At 35.5% G+C, this 15,108-nt stretch carries 12 protein-coding genes; 6 read left to right on the top strand and 6 right to left on the bottom strand.

What is annotated here, in order from left to right:
* The first annotated feature begins 51 nt into the window (after positions 1-51).
* The 4 genes from DEU39_RS02215 to DEU39_RS02200 all read left to right on the top strand — a co-directional run bounded on the left by DEU39_RS02215 (position 52) and on the right by DEU39_RS02200 (position 2,285).
* Positions 52-678 (top strand): superoxide dismutase, encoded by a 627-nt coding sequence (locus DEU39_RS02215; RefSeq protein WP_062670457.1) that lies wholly within the window; start codon positions 52-54, stop codon positions 676-678.
* A 23-nt stretch (positions 679-701) separates the two neighbouring features.
* Positions 702-1,202 (top strand): DUF2480 family protein, encoded by a 501-nt coding sequence (locus tag DEU39_RS02210; protein ID WP_062670458.1) that lies wholly within the window; start codon positions 702-704, stop codon positions 1,200-1,202.
* 4 nt (positions 1,203-1,206) lie between these two features.
* Complete coding sequence (locus DEU39_RS02205) at positions 1,207-1,764, top strand: NADPH-dependent FMN reductase (RefSeq protein WP_120230779.1); 558 nt, start codon at positions 1,207-1,209, stop codon at positions 1,762-1,764.
* A 170-nt stretch (positions 1,765-1,934) separates the two neighbouring features.
* Entirely contained in the window at positions 1,935-2,285 is a 351-nt protein-coding gene (locus tag DEU39_RS02200) for a 4Fe-4S dicluster domain-containing protein (RefSeq protein ID WP_120232179.1), read from the top strand.
* An 89-nt stretch (positions 2,286-2,374) separates the two neighbouring features.
* On the opposite strand, the gene DEU39_RS02195 is transcribed toward DEU39_RS02200, so the two are convergent.
* The 3 genes from DEU39_RS02195 to DEU39_RS02185 form a co-directional block, all read right to left on the bottom strand.
* Positions 2,375-3,310 (bottom strand): ketopantoate reductase family protein, encoded by a 936-nt coding sequence (locus tag DEU39_RS02195; RefSeq protein WP_120230778.1) that lies wholly within the window; start codon positions 3,308-3,310, stop codon positions 2,375-2,377.
* A 64-nt stretch (positions 3,311-3,374) separates the two neighbouring features.
* Positions 3,375-3,956 carry a Crp/Fnr family transcriptional regulator gene (locus DEU39_RS02190; protein ID WP_120230777.1) on the bottom strand — a complete coding sequence of 194 codons (582 nt, stop codon included), beginning with the start codon at positions 3,954-3,956 and terminating at the stop codon, positions 3,375-3,377.
* Positions 3,957-4,171: 215 nt separating this feature from the next.
* Positions 4,172-5,833, bottom strand: a complete 1,662-nt coding sequence (locus DEU39_RS02185) for a GIY-YIG nuclease family protein (protein WP_183037366.1) — start codon at positions 5,831-5,833, stop codon at positions 4,172-4,174.
* Positions 5,834-6,060: 227 nt separating this feature from the next.
* Here DEU39_RS02185 and DEU39_RS02180 point away from each other — a divergent pair, with 227 nt between their 5' ends.
* Together DEU39_RS02180 and DEU39_RS02175 are read left to right on the top strand one after the other, a co-directional pair.
* Complete coding sequence (locus tag DEU39_RS02180) at positions 6,061-6,816, top strand: helix-turn-helix domain-containing protein (RefSeq protein ID WP_120230775.1); 756 nt, start codon at positions 6,061-6,063, stop codon at positions 6,814-6,816.
* 27 nt (positions 6,817-6,843) lie between these two features.
* Positions 6,844-8,004 carry an FAD-dependent oxidoreductase gene (locus DEU39_RS02175; RefSeq protein WP_120230774.1) on the top strand — a complete coding sequence of 387 codons (1,161 nt, stop codon included), beginning with the start codon at positions 6,844-6,846 and terminating at the stop codon, positions 8,002-8,004.
* A gap of 107 nt (positions 8,005-8,111) precedes the next feature.
* Here DEU39_RS02175 and DEU39_RS02170 read toward each other — a convergent pair whose 3' ends face one another.
* The 3 genes from DEU39_RS02170 to DEU39_RS02160 form a co-directional block, all read right to left on the bottom strand.
* Positions 8,112-11,114: a reprolysin-like metallopeptidase gene (locus DEU39_RS02170; RefSeq protein ID WP_120230773.1), complete on the bottom strand. Its 3,003-nt coding sequence runs from the start codon at positions 11,112-11,114 to the stop codon at positions 8,112-8,114.
* Positions 11,115-11,761: 647 nt separating this feature from the next.
* Positions 11,762-13,186 (bottom strand): tetratricopeptide repeat protein, encoded by a 1,425-nt coding sequence (locus DEU39_RS02165; protein WP_147367548.1) that lies wholly within the window; start codon positions 13,184-13,186, stop codon positions 11,762-11,764.
* A 160-nt stretch (positions 13,187-13,346) separates the two neighbouring features.
* Positions 13,347-14,705 carry a tetratricopeptide repeat protein gene (locus DEU39_RS02160; RefSeq protein WP_120230771.1) on the bottom strand — a complete coding sequence of 453 codons (1,359 nt, stop codon included), beginning with the start codon at positions 14,703-14,705 and terminating at the stop codon, positions 13,347-13,349.
* Positions 14,706-15,108 lie beyond the last annotated feature (403 nt).

The following is a 15,108-nucleotide window of genomic DNA, read 5'->3' as shown; positions in this document are numbered from 1 at the left end:
ATTAAAATATATTTCTACCTTTGTGGCACAATAATCAAAAAAATAAATACGATGAACCCATTTACATTACCACAATTGCCTTATGCTTATGATGCTCTGGCTCCTTTTATAGATAAAGAGACAATGACGATTCACCATCAGAAACATCATCAGGCTTATGTAGATAATCTGAATGCAGCACTGGCACAAACCAACGAAACGAATCCTGATCTGGATTCCTTATTGCAAAGAATCAGCGAATACAGCCCTGCTGTAAGAAATAATGGTGGCGGCCACTATAACCATTCTTTATTCTGGGAAATTCTTTCCCCTCAACCTAAGCTTATTCCTCAAGGGATGCTTCATGATGATATTACAGCCACTTTCGGAAGTCTTGACAATCTAAAAGCAGAAATGAAAAAAACAGGTTTGTCGCAGTTCGGTTCGGGATGGGTATGGTTATTTGTAAAATTCAACGGATCACTGGCCATCAGCTCTACTCCTAATCAGGATAATCCGATGATGGATATTCTTCCCACAAACAGAGGTTTTCCGATTCTGGGAATAGATGTCTGGGAGCATGCCTATTACTTGAATTATCAGAATAAACGTGCAGATTACCTTGATGCTTTCTGGTCTGTACTAGATTGGTCTGCTGTAGAAAGAAAATATGAAGAAGCTTTATCAAAAGTGAGATAAGTAACACTAAAAGTAAACTAACTATGACTGAGGAAAATTTTATCAATAAAGCAAAGGCTTCAGGCATTATTGCCCTTGACCTTTCAGAATACAAACCCACTACGGAAATTGTAGAACTGGATATCAAAGATCATCTTTTCATGGGAATGATTGTCAAGGAGAAAGAATTTAAGGAATCAATTGCTGTGGTGGATTTTTCTATATACAACGAAAAAGCAGTAGGAATTATCTGTTCTACGGATGCCATTATTCCTCCCTGGGCTTATATGCTGATTATGGAAAAATTATTTCCTTATGCTTCTTATGTAGATTTAAATAACGCAGAAACAATACTGCTCGATCTCTGGAAACGACGTCTCATTTATGCTGATCTTAAACGGTATAAAAATCAGAAAGTGGTGGTCCGGGCAAGTACCAGTCATGATCCTGCTTTGTATTTATTAGCAGCAGGATTATTAAAACCTCTGGTAAAAACATTGATGTACGGCGAGATAGGGTTACCTAAAGTAATTTTTAAACAATAAAAAAATGAAAGCTATCATATTCAACGGATCACTGGAAAGAAGAACTTTATCTACTTCCGGACTGATTTCAGATTATTTTTCAGAACGTCTGAAAATGCTGGGAATTCACACGAATATTTTTACCCTTGCTGATTCTGGAATCCCTTTATTCGATGTTACTCTCAACAAAACTCCTTTGGCTGTAGAACGTATGACTCAGATGTTCACTGATGCTGATTTGCATATCTGGCTGGCTCCTCTTTACCACGGAAGTATTCCTGGAGTGATGAAAAACTGTCTGGACTGGCTTGAAGTAACTGCCAACAGATACGAACCTTATCTTACGGATAAAACTGTGGGGCTGGTATGCTGGGCAGATGGTCTGCAGGCCATGCAGGGAATCAATGCCATGGATTCTATTGCCAAATCATTGCGTGCATGGCCATTGCCATTTAGCGTTCCCATTGTCAGGTCATCATTATTTACGGATGAGCAATCCACTCAAATTTCGGATCTGTATTCCGATAAGTTTGACAAACTTATCAGCATTGCAGCTTCTAAAAAAATTGCCATTATTGACTAAGTACCGGCAGAAATTGCTGCATATTAATGATTTAAATAAAAAATAGCACACTTTATGCTGCTTATTTTCAAAGAACAGTGTTAAACTGCTGTCATTTAAGTTTAGCAGGGATTTCAGAATCGTTCAACGTTGACGGAATCCCTTTTTTAAACCCTTTAAATTCAAACAATATGGCTATAAAAATAACAGATGCCTGTATCAACTGTGGAGCCTGTGAACCTGAATGCCCCAACTCAGCCATTTACGAAGGTGCTATCGACTGGCGCTGGAAAGACAAAACCAAGCTTTCAGGATATATTACATTCCCCGACGGCACAAAAGATGATGCTGACGCTTACCATCCTGCTGTCTCAGATGAAGTGTACTATATCGTATCCGGAAAATGTACGGAATGTAAAGGCTTTCACGAAGAGCCTCAATGTAAGGCTGTATGCCCTGTAGACTGCTGTGTGGATGATCCTGATCACAGGGAAACGGAAGAAGTACTATTGGACAGACAAAAATTCATGCACAGTGCTTAATCAGCTTCTATCTTTTATATTTAATTTCAATAAAGGCGGGTTTTTAACCCGCCTTCTTTATCATTTTTTTATCTGGTATTAGCACAAAGTTATTTTGCTTTAATCTCGGTATAAATTTTTTGAGTAAAAGGAGTTTCTACCTCTGTTTCAGTACCATATTTCAATACAGCACCTGCAAACAATTCCAGTTCGTTATCCTTCTTTCCTGAATTGATATCAAGCTGTAAGGAAGTTGGAGTTTCAAAAGGAAATGTAGAAGCTTTCTTAAAAGTAGCTTCAACAATATCTTCCTGAAGATTTATTCCTTTCTTAGCAGCAATCTGTTGTATTTCTTTCATAATTCCGGTGGCTTCATTCTTTTGCTGCTCATCGGTACATACCGCTCCCATGGACGAGTTATGTTTAGCTGTTACCAATCCAAAGCTTGCTATAAATATGAATTTTGTCCAGATATCTTTTAATGAATTATCTTTAAAATCAAAGTCAATTTTACTTTCACTCAATAGCTCTGTAATCCATTCTATAGGTGCAGAAAAATGCTCAGGATCTCTTCCCACAATGATTTTACCTGCATTACCTTTATGTTCTACAGTTCCTCTTTCCTTAATATGAGAAGCTACATATACACAAGTTGGTAGAACAGTATGATCAGGAATAATGGTGCGTATTCTGTCATAGATATCTCCTCCGTTCATCATCGGAAGAAGGACAGTATCTTTATGAATGACTGGCAGTAATTGTTTACAGACATTTTCAAGATCATACTCTTTTACACAAATCAGTACCAGATCAGGATTTTTGATCTCACTGATGTTCTGCACGATATCATTAGGATAAGTCTGTGAATTGGAATGCTCCGGAGACAGCAATGTCAATCCGTTTTCTTTTACTTTATCATAAGTTTCTCCGCGGGCAACAAACGAAACGGTATATTTTCCTGTAGTTTCATTAATCTGATTGATTTTAAAACCAAAATAACCGCCTACACCACCCAATCCTACTACTACAATATGTTTTTTGTTCATGAAATTATTTTTAAGCAAAGATCAGCGATGACATTTAAAATATCACTTGACAAATGAAAAGAAATTACAGTTTATGAATATCTCTTCTGATCCTGCTCAGTGAGCTGTCTTTAATTCCAAGGTAAGAAGCAATCACTTTCAAAGGAACATGTTGAAAAATATCAGGATCTTTCTTCATCAGGTTAAAATATCTTGTGGAAGCCTTCTGACTCGCCATTTCGATCAGCCTGTCATGAATATTATAATAATTAAGAACAAAAAGAAGCCTGCTGAACTCTCTGAACTCGGGAATATTATGGAAATTGTGCTGTACATTTTCCAATCCTGTTTCCCAGAAAACGCAATCGGTTACGGTCTGGTATATTTCTTTGGCAGGCTGCTGTCTGAAAAAGGACAGAAAATCATTTACAAAACAGGGAGCCGTATAAATATTTGTTGTGATTTCCTCATTATCTTCATTCAATATAAATGAACGGACATATCCTTTTTCCAGAAAATAGGTTTTGGTACTGATTGCATTTTTATCCAGTAAAACAGTATTCGCTTTTAAATTAAAATGGTTGAATTTTTCTGTAATTTTTTCCACCACCTCAGCTTGGATACTGAATAAGGAATGAAAGTAGGTATTAAGTGATGATTTGTCCATTAGGTATTGTCCTAAATCTATTTTAAGGTCTAAAAATAGCAATAATTTGTGGAAGTTTGGTTAATCAGAAATTGTAAAACCACTCGTCAAAAATTCTCTGAATTTTCGCCTCCCCTCCGGAGAAGGGGAATTTTTCACATCATAAGAAATGATATCTATAAAATACAAAACCCTTTAAACATTGGGCTTAAAGGGTTTTTATTTTTGTAGAAAAGTTATTCTTCTGAGAGAACTTCATCATAAGTAACAGGATCTGTAACTTCCTGATATTGTTCCCATTCTGCTTCAAGCTGTTTATTCGTTTTCATATCTTCTTCAAGCTTCAAAGTTTCACGGTACTGTTTTGCTTCTGCTGCAAGTGTCCATTTGCAAGCAATTCCAATAGAATCAATATAGTTTCTAACATCATGAATATTCAACTTAAAAAACTCTTTTCTAGGATTAATTTTATTAAGCTGACTTTTCAAAAATTTCTTGTGAAGCTGTTTTTCCAATGCGGGAGCATCTTCAGCATATATCATGGCATGAACATCGAACTCAAAAGGGACACTTGCATCCCCAAGCTCACGAACACGGTCTAAAGGATCCAAACGTCTTGTCATACCAATTTTATAAACATCTTCTCCAAATGAACCGATATTTGAAATAATATATACATTTCCGGTTCTGGTCTGCTGTGCCATTGAGATTGCTCTTTGATTTTTCTCTTCAGCCTGGGTAAGCTTTTGCTGTAATTCTTCAAGCTGCTGCTGAAAAAGTATTTTTTGCTCCTCATTAGCTCTAGCTACCTGAGATTCAGCTTTCTCAATCAGCCTTTTTAAAGTCTGTTCTTCTTTTTCTGCCTCTTTGATTGCTTTTTCATAATCTTTACGTGCTCTTTCTTCTTCTCGAATCTGCTCACGAATTTGTCTTTGCTCTTCCTGTTCCTGCCATTTTAACTCCTGGGCAACTACAGCCCAACGTAATTCTTCAACTCTCGCACTATGGTATATTTCGGATATTCTCGCATTTCTAAAAGCCTGTCCATTAAAATTAACTAATTGGAATGCATCATCCATCTTTTGTTTCAGAATACCAAAATTATCTTTCTTTACAGACGCCAAAATAGAATCTACTTTGCCGTTATAGGCATCAATAACAAAATCAATAGCTGTATTTCTTCTTGATTCATCCATATAATCACAGATACCAGCTTGTCTGCTTATAATCATAAGTTTATTATTTTGTCTGAGTTTTTTAAGATTATCACCCGCTTCTTTGTGGCCAAAATCTTCTGCCAATTCATCCAATAAAGTATATGTTGGTATCAGATATTCATTACCATAACCTTGAATCACATTTTTCATTGCTTTTATTCTATCAGCAATCTGATCTGCTTCTTTTAAACTTCGATAGGCATCTCCACCTATTGATTCTGCCTTTAATTCTGCATTTTCCACAATACGCTTAGCTTCATTCACAGCATTTTCATACAGTAATTCTATTTCTCTGGTTTTCTTTTCAGTGATTTCCTTTACATTTCTACGAATTTCCCGTGCCTGGCTCTGTGCTTCTGAAAACTCCTGCCCAGCTTTTTCTTTCAATCTAAGACTATCTCTTTCAGCTTTTTTAAGAAGATAATCACATTCAACCTTTACATCAATAATATCTTGATATTTTCGTAATGCATCATTATGTTGTAATAATTCTGCTATCTTTTTGCTCAGAGTAACCTTATCAAGGTGAAGTTTAGAAATTTCTACTTTCAATAGACTATTTTCTTGGTTCAGATTTGTAATTTGAGTATTTTTTTGAAGGAGTTCTTTTTTTAATTTTCCTGAAGTACTGAAGGCATATATTATCAGTACAAATAAAATAATGATCAATAAAATTTCCATGGTCGACATCTTTTTTCCGGCAATATTAAATAAAAAGAATGGCTACAACTTACGGAAAACCATAATTTAAAGGGTTTTATATTTTAAATGTTCGAATTTGATTCCCTAGGACTTTTAATCAGAAAGATTCATTAATAATTATCACGATGAATTTCACATGACTTGGTGATCTATAGCAAATTTTGTAATTTTCTTCATTAAAAATAAGTATTAAACGGACCAACATTATGGATATTGATTTCACTTATAACTTTATCGAACCTGATAAGGAGATTGCAGATTTCGTTGAAAATCTGGGTACTTTTCAGAACCTTTCGGATGAAGCAAAAGAGGTGGTGATCATTCCTGATGGAAGAATTGATTTATTTTTTTCAGAGTCCGTTTCAGAGCCTTTTCATATTACCCTTCTCGGGCTGGAAACTTATCCTGAGCAAAGATATATCGCTCCTCATACCCTTGCTTTTGTTATCAGCTTTAAACCTATAGCAGTTGAATATATTTTACATACCTCTATTGCCGATTTATTAAACCTAGGAAAGGAACTCTCTCCTGATTTCTGGAATTTTAAAGCTGACGATATAAAGGATTTTAATCATTGCTGTACAAAAGCCACTCAAAAAATAAAAGAACTTCTTCCTCAGAAAATAGATGAGAGAAAACGCCGACTTTTTGAATTGGTGTATACTTCAAAAGGGGAAATGAGCGTACAGGAACTTTCCGAAAAAACAGGCTGGAGCAGCAGACAGATCAATCGTTATTTTACCAAACAGCTTGGCTTGTCATTAAAAGCCTACACTACTATTTTACGTTTCAGAACATCATTGGAACATATTGCCCAGGGAAGACTTTTCCCGGAACTCAATTATACCGATCAGAATCATTTCATCAAAGAAGTGAAGAAATTTTCAGGAGTTGTTCCTAAAGAATTATTCAAAAATAAAAACGACCGATTTGTACTATTATCGGTATTGAAAGGAAAATAAATTTGCATTGTAAAATTTAAATCAACAATGCTTATAGACAATAAATCAATAGCAATCGTTGGTGGCGGTCCTGCAGGACTTACACTGGCAAGACTTTTACAACTGAAAGGTGCAAATGTAAAAGTATACGAAAGAGATTTTAATAAAAATGCCCGTGTACAGGGTTCTCCTCTTGATATGCATGAAGATTCTGGGCTGGCTGCCATACGCAAAGCAGAACTTCTTGAAGAGTTTAAAAAGGCTTTCCGTCCGGGTGCAGACAGAACTCTGATCATGAATGAAAAGGCCGAAATATTTTTTAACGATCATGAAACAAAGCCTGAAGAAGATTTCGGCCATGAAAATTTTCGTCCTGAAATAGATCGCGGTCCATTAAGAAATATGCTGCTGGAATCTCTAGATCCTGAAACCGTTGTCTGGGACAGTCATTTTCTCTCTATGGAGCGTAAGGGTGAAGGCTGGCTGCTGCATTTTAAAAATGGAAATTCTGTGTATGCTGATCTTGTCGTTGCTTCAGATGGTGCCAATTCTAAAATCCGCCCTTATCTCACTGATAGTAAACCTATTTATTCCGGAATCATTATGCTGGAAGGAAATGTTTCAAAAGAAAATGCTCCTCAGATTAATGCTTTGATCAAAGGGGGAAAAATAATGGCATTTGGAAATTCTCAAAATATCTTAATGGGTCAAAAAGGCAATGGAGATCTCGGATTTTATGCAAGCTTTAAAGCAGATGAGCATTGGCCTGCCACTTGCGGTCTTGATTTTTCTGATACTGCACAGATGCTAAAATGGTTCAAAACAGAATACCCGGAATGGAGCCCAATCTGGGAGGAACTTTTTAAAAATGCAAAAACTCCTTTTATTCCACGTTTGATCTACTCTATGCCTTTAGATCAAACGTGGGAAACTCTTCCCAACCTCACACTGATTGGGGATGCAGCCCACGTAATGCCTCCATTTGCTGGAGAAGGTGCTAATATGGCTATGCTGGACGCCCTTGAACTGAGTGAATATTTAACAGATGAGAATTGTAAAACCTTACAGGAAGCCATTTCCGTCTACGAACATCATATGCGTAAGAGAGCTGCTACGGCTACGCAGGAATCCCTTGAAAATGGAGAACGAATGCACTCTGAAACCTCATTAGCCACTATGCTTGATTTTTTTAATAGCCATTTGGATTAATGATCATCAAAAGGCTGCCTTCAGTTGAAGACAGCCTTTTTTCCCTCTAGAAATAATTCTTTTTCTCTCCGCCTTTAGATCCTGATACGGAGATTCATTTGTGTTGTTTATTTTTTGATTAATTTGTTATTGTAAGTGTTTTTCTCATCTTTTATGGTGATCACATACATTCCTTTTACAAGAGAAGCTACATTGATTTTTCCATCAATCTTACCTTCCTGAACAAGTCTTCCATCCGCACTGTAAATTTTGTAGTCACCTTTACCTTTAAGGTTTTTCACTTCTACAAATGTATCTGCAGGATTAGGATAAATAGATACCTCTGATGATTTTGTATCTACCGTTTCTCTCACAGCAAGGGTACTCGCAGTAATTTTCACAGGAAGATCCATAATACCTCCCGCCTGGCTTGCCAGCTCACCACATACGCTATTCAAAGCACTCGTTGAAAATTTACCAACCACTCTCATTCTTAACACCTTATCTCCAGAATAAGAGGTAGCAGGAACCGTGAAGTTAAAACTTGGCAGCCCTATATTACCTGCATTTGTTGTTGCTGAAGTCTGTCCTACCCTTTCTGTAGCTTCAAATACTCCGTTTCTGTTGTAATCAATCCAGGCAGATAGATTTACCGGTATTCCGTTTTGCAACAGATTCCCTATTCTAGGCGTAAGCGTATAGGTACTACCTTGTGTCAAATTAACTACCTTAGTAAGATCTTCGCTTAAATCTTTATAGGATCTTGCTGTAAGATCACTATAATCAAGATTTGCAACAGTAACTTTTAAGATGGATCCTACATAAGGTGAACCTGAATTTAAAAGGCAGTAATCAACTCCGGTCTTTAATCCTTTTGTTTTGAATGTATAATTATTAGAGAAAGTCCCGGAAACAGAATTAACTACAGCCGCTACCTGCACTTCATAAGTGGTTTCATCTTCTAAATTATTCAGAACTACAGAATTTACCTGGCTTACAGCATTAGACCAGTTTGCCGTTCCTGCTTTTCTGTAATTAACAGAGTAAGTAGCTCCCGGAACACTATTCCAGGATACCCTTGCCGTTGTTTTAAAAATCTCCGTATCTATAGTGGAAATACCTGTAGGTGCGGACGTAGAAGATGTAGGTGCAGCCCCCACAGTAATAGCAGGAGACACGGCATAAAAGATATTTCCTACAGCTGAAACTCTTAGTTTTATAGCTCCATTTATATTTCCTGGCATTTGTGCGCTATAACTTCCGGTGTTTGGTGTTGCAGCAACCAGATTTGTCCAGGTTGTTCCATTATCTGTAGTGTAATCAATTTTTACACTCGCTGTATTATAAGGTGCAGCATTTGTATTGGCAACATCCCAATAGATTGTATTTACTGCATCATTATACAATACTGAAGATGCAGTAAGCCCATTGAATTTGAACGGTCCGTCATTCCCTACAGTCACTGTAGTTGTTGAACTTGAAACCATAGGACGCTGAGCGTTTTGATCTCTTACTGTTACAGCATAATTCAATGTTCGGGGGATATAAGATACCGTTTCCCATGCTTGCTTGTCTGTTAGAATTCCATTCATAACACTCGCTAACTTTGGAAAATATCTTCTTCCGTTTGCCGTACCAGGAACTGATCTTGATAAAGCTCCTTTTGGATTGTATCCCCATCCGCTATCCCCTGAAATTGTAGAAAATTCATCTGTACTGTCATTCTGTTCCCAGGTATAGTTTACAGGATCATTTTCTGCATCAATGGCTAAAGCTTCAAGATAATAAGCGGTTCCTTTAGGAATACTATAAGCCACCAAAGGATTAATAGCTGGCGCTGTATTATTGTTTATATTTTGAGAGGCTCCACAATTAAGTTTATTTTCTAAATTAGTTAATACCTGATCGATGGATTTATAATGGAAGTATCCATCAGCGTTAGCCTGCACATTATCATAGGTAATTCCGGCATAGCCCATAATAGTAGTACCTCCTCCAGGCTCTACATTGGCTCCCTGATTGGCATCTGTGACAGAAGTATTTGAAAATGTGTGATTAGCTCCCAATTGATGTCCCATTTCATGAGCTGCAGTAAAGTCAAAAACTTCACCTACAGGAACAGGTCCCTGGGTATAAGCTGAACCTTTTTTTATTTCAGTATTAGTGGCCGGATCTACACAGACAATTCCGATTCCCCCTGCATTTCCGCTTCTTTCTGCATTTTGATTAAGAACATGCCCAATATCATAGTTGGTATTTCCTACTACAGAAGTAAGGGTCTGTTGCAACTGTAAATTTAAATTATTAGAATAAGGATCTGTAGCCGGATCAAGATAGATGATATCCGGAAGATTCTGAACGGTCAGATGAGCTCCGAAATCTCGTTCAAAAACTCCGTTTATGCGGGTCATCGTATTATTCATGGCAGCCAGCACTACTCCTTTCTTTACGTCGTCGGTTGCATTGGCCGGAGTTCCTGCTGCAGTTAATTGATATTGGCTGTATTCTCCTGTAACGGACAATGCCATTCTAAAATCTCTGTATTTTGTATTGGTAGGTCTGCTGGCGATTCCAACTCCGGAAAGCATTTTTTTACCATTCTCTACCAGCTTATTAATATCCTTAAAATCACGTTCTCCGGTATCACATTTAAAGCCATGCTCTCCTTCATTCTTTGTTTTATAGAATACTCCATACGTCTGTTTATCAGCACTTATTGGCTCTATAAACTGGAATATACCATTTTTAATGATCATAGACTGCATATCATTAGGAGATGTACTGAATCTTAAATACTTAGATGGATCATCCACACCTACTCCCGTATAAGATCCCAGTTGATATTTATCGGCCAGGGATTTATCAAGTACAGGATTGCTATAGACAGCAAACTTTTCAATCTTTCCGTCCACAGTTGGTAGAGAAATAATAACCGGCGTTGCACCCTTCCCGGTTTCTTCAGCATTTCTTAGCATTTCGCGAAGAGATTTCAGATCCACTCTATAAGAATGTTGTACTTCTACTCCTTCTCTTATCTGTGAAGTTTTCTGAGAGACAGATTCCCATCTCTGAGCATTGAAAACCGTAAAACAAGATGCTAATGCACAAACGAATAAAATTCTTTTTTTCATAGATTTATTTAAAATTACTTTGGTTGTATGATTATAGGTAACTCATTTTTTATCAAAAGATCATTTTGGAGTCTGATCAGTCCACTTAAGTATTATCATAAGTTCAACAAAATGAAATCCATGATGCAAAATTCACAACAAATCACTCCACAAAACTTGCATATTCCAAATAAAAAACAAAAATAAATGATACTACACATATACAACAGCAATTACAAATATTTAATTATCAACCACTTAGATTTAACACCTAATTTTGTCTTAAATAGTTGTGTTTTTATACGTACATATTATTAAAAATTTCCATCTAAGGACGGATGAAAAAACAATACTGAATATCAGATGAAAAAAAGATGAATTAAAACAAGAATAATCAAAAGACGCGGTGCAAAAAAGGAACACATTCGAAGAACACCGGCTCTTTTTTAAAAATAAGTTAGCAAATCGACTACAAATCACAATCATTTAAATACCAACAATTTAAGCAATCGAATACACCATGTAGTACCCATGTAGTATAGTCTTTTTTCTTGTTTCCATTAAAAATTTTCATATTTGACCATTGAGACCACTTAAAAAACCGGGTGGTGAAAAGAGAATATTTCGAGTACTGTCTGACCTGATAAATCAGACAGTTTTTTTTTGGTTTATTTTAAGGTATCAAAGAAATGATAAATATCTGTTTCTCCCGGAATATTTAATTTTTTTCTGATCCTGTATTTTTTCTGCTGAATACTCCTGTGCTGAACCATGGTATAGTTTGCTATTTCTTTAGAAGTAAAATGAAGTTTAAGCATTGCACAAAAAATCAATTCAGAATTTTCAAGATTGGGGTTAATTGTTAAAAGCTGAACTATAAATTCGGGGTAACTTTCTTTAAAACGATCCAGAAATTCAGGGTCATTTTTTTTACCCAGTTCTATAACTTTTTCCTGTTTATTGTCACTCATTCTTATTTTCAGATTCTCAGCTTCTATGGCAAGAACTTTTTTCCGTTTCCTCAACGCAATAATAATTCTCCAGGCATATAATCCCAGCAGACAAAGACCAATAAACGACAGAGAAACAATCCAATAGATTTTACTTTTATGATGATTAGCATCCTGCTGAGTTACTGCAATAAAAGATTCCATATCCTGATTGATAGTAGCCAGTAAAGATGTATTTGTTCTGTAAAAAGCATCTGTATAAGCTTTCAAATAAAGATAAGCCTTTTCTTTATCTCCGGTACGTTCATATAAAACTCTGAGATCATTATAAATATACTTAGCATAATAAGCATAAATACGTTTCGTTTTTTCATTGATTTTCAAAGCTTTATTAAGAGCTATTTCCGCTTTATCATACTGTTTATAATTAAGAAAATACTCTCCCATAATGGTATTGGCATAGAGGGCTATTCCGTCTTCTTTACCATTGATATTAGCTTTGTTGTAAGCCATCGTTATATATTTATATGCAGAATCTTTGTCTTTATGCATATACACATAATCACTTATCGCACAATCTGCAAGGCCGGTATCATCTATTTTTTTTGCTTTATGGAAGTATTCCAGTGCTTTTTCGTATTCTTTTTTTTGCATGAGATAAATAGCCTGCCTCAAATAAATACTGAAAAGAATATCATTTTTAAGTTCATAATTCTCACTTTTCTTTATAAAACTCATTGCTTCATTATTATATTGAAAAGCTTTATCAAGCCTTCGAAGCTCTACATTGAAACGGCCATAAACATTATAAAACCTGGCTTTGTGTAAGTTATCCTCAGAATCATCCAGAATCTCTTTGGCATTATCAAAGAGAATTTGTGATTTCTGAAAATTTTCCAGGGAAATATTGAGTTCTGCAAGATTGATATAGCAGAGCGCCTTCCCATCTGCATAATTCATTTCATCGGCCTTTTTGTAATATCTTTTATTAAGATTAATCAATGAATCATATGCTCCGGCAATTCTGAACTTTTCATTCTGTTTTAGCAAGGCAACGTCAAATTTCTTTTCAGCCTCTTTCTTTGAATGAGAATGGCACGAAACTAAAACAAACAGTAAAACAGAAAGAAAAATACGCATCATAGGTTTCTCTAATTAAGCTAAAATTCCTGTATAAATAATGATCTTTTTAGAATAACAATCCTGTTTAATTTTAAAATTCTCAATGGTTATTTCTGATAAGATCAATAATAAAATCTTTTCATAAAACAGAATCCTGCTGCTTTTATTGTGATATATTTCTTTATTCTGCTAAGTTTTCAAAAAAGTCATAAATATCTGTTTCTCCGGGAATATTCAGTCTTTTTCTGATCCTGTATTTCTTCTGTTGAACAGATTTATGCTGTACAAAAGTATAGTCTGCAATCTCTTTGGATGAAAAGCGTAATTTCAGCATTGCACAGAAAGCCAGCTCAGAATTTTCAAGATCGGGATTGATCTCCAGAAGTGACTTAATAAATTCAGGATAGAATTCTTTAAATTTCAACAAGAAAGAAGAATCATTCCTTTTAGCAAGCTCAATCACTTCCTGTCGCTGCTTGGTCTGGACATGGTTTTTCAACGTATCAGTTTGCTCTTTTAAAGTATTTTTCTTCTTTTGTAACCTGTTAATTATTTTCCGGACATATACCCCTGAAACGGTAAGTACGGTGATAGACAATGCAATAAATAACGGAAGATCATTTTTATGCCAGTCTGATTCCTGTTTCATTTCTGAAATAAAATCTTCGGTAGCTTTATTCATAACGACAAATCGTTCTGAATCAAACCTTCCTTCCTCTTCCATATATTTCTTCAGATAAAAATAGGCCTTACCGCCATCATTTTTTTTCTTATATAATTCTGCAAGTGCTTTGTAGACTTCTTTGATATGGGAAGAATAGGTTCGTCTTGTCTTAATGTTGATCTCCAGGGCTTTTTTAAGGGCTTTTTCAGCTTGTTCACTATTATCAATTTCATTATAATAATATCCCATTGTATAATAAACCCAAAGAGATTCCACATCCGTTGTTTTCTGGCTGATCATTTTTTCATCTGCTCTGGCAATGTATATACCCGCAGAATCAGGTTTATGGGTAAATAAATAATATTGTGCCACCATACAATTGGTATAGGCTGAATTTTCCAACATATTTGCTTTTCTAAAACATTTTAAGGAGGTTCCAAACCATCCTTTCCATGCATAGTAAATTCCTTTGTTTACATAAAGTCTGGGCAGAAGTTTCTGGGTAAGTTTCGTTTTTTTTGCCTGTTTTAAGTAATAAAATGCTTTGTTATTACATTCTATAGCCCTATCGTTGAGTTTAAGGTGAGAATAATACAGACTGTAATCATCATAGAAGACTGCTTTATGGTAAGTATTTTCAGAATTGAACAGGCCTTTTTCTGCTTTATTGAAAAAGTACCGGGCTTTTTCATAATTCCCTGCAGAAACATTTACCCCTGCCATATTCAGATAGCAGAGTCCTTTTCCTCCTGTGTACCTCATTTTGGCGGCTTTTCTCAGATATTCTTTATTAAGCCTGACAAAAGCTTCATATTGACCGGACAACTGAAGTTCTGAACTTTCAGTCAACAGAGATATATCAAAGTTTTCTCTCACTTTATTTTGAGGTTCACTATGACATGAAAATATAACCCAAAATATTCCCATGCAGATTGGAAAGGCTATTATTTTCTTTATACCTTCTGAGTTTGTCTTTATATTTTTAAAAATGATTAAATCAATTTTTCTCATCACCACCACTTTTCCCTATATATCTACATATCTACCTATTCACTTATTTACAAATAAGTTGATAATTTCCTACCGTTATTTCAATATTATTCCCCAATTAGTGTTATAAATATACATAATTTATCATGTTCCTTATGAAATAAACGAGTTATTTCGCAAAAATGTAACATTCAAATAAAGTAATGTAATATTCCCCCTTAAACAAGCACTTTTTAAAATTGACAGACTGCATTTATATGCTTTTCTGATCAAAAAGTATATGTTTTGT

This window comes from Chryseobacterium sp. AG363 (assembly GCF_003610675.1).
Lineage (GTDB): Bacteria > Bacteroidota > Bacteroidia > Flavobacteriales > Weeksellaceae > Chryseobacterium > Chryseobacterium cucumeris.
This window is presented reverse-complemented; position numbering and strand designations above follow the sequence as displayed.

What these genes read in the sequence shown, in the direction of transcription:
- DEU39_RS02215 (WP_062670457.1), top strand. Translation starts at nt 52, where the DNA reads ATGAACCCATTTACATTACCACAATTGCCTTATGCTTATGATGCTCTG.
- DEU39_RS02210 (WP_062670458.1), top strand. Translation starts at nt 702, where the DNA reads ATGACTGAGGAAAATTTTATCAATAAAGCAAAGGCTTCAGGCATTATT.
- DEU39_RS02205 (WP_120230779.1), top strand. Translation starts at nt 1,207, where the DNA reads ATGAAAGCTATCATATTCAACGGATCACTGGAAAGAAGAACTTTATCT.
- DEU39_RS02200 (WP_120232179.1), top strand. Translation starts at nt 1,935, where the DNA reads ATGGCTATAAAAATAACAGATGCCTGTATCAACTGTGGAGCCTGTGAA.
- DEU39_RS02195 (WP_120230778.1), bottom strand. Translation starts at nt 3,310, where the DNA reads ATGAACAAAAAACATATTGTAGTAGTAGGATTGGGTGGTGTAGGCGGT.
- DEU39_RS02190 (WP_120230777.1), bottom strand. Translation starts at nt 3,956, where the DNA reads ATGGACAAATCATCACTTAATACCTACTTTCATTCCTTATTCAGTATC.
- DEU39_RS02185 (WP_183037366.1), bottom strand. Translation starts at nt 5,833, where the DNA reads ATGGAAATTTTATTGATCATTATTTTATTTGTACTGATAATATATGCC.
- DEU39_RS02180 (WP_120230775.1), top strand. Translation starts at nt 6,061, where the DNA reads ATGGATATTGATTTCACTTATAACTTTATCGAACCTGATAAGGAGATT.
- DEU39_RS02175 (WP_120230774.1), top strand. Translation starts at nt 6,844, where the DNA reads ATGCTTATAGACAATAAATCAATAGCAATCGTTGGTGGCGGTCCTGCA.
- DEU39_RS02170 (WP_120230773.1), bottom strand. Translation starts at nt 11,114, where the DNA reads ATGAAAAAAAGAATTTTATTCGTTTGTGCATTAGCATCTTGTTTTACG.
- DEU39_RS02165 (WP_147367548.1), bottom strand. Translation starts at nt 13,186, where the DNA reads ATGATGCGTATTTTTCTTTCTGTTTTACTGTTTGTTTTAGTTTCGTGC.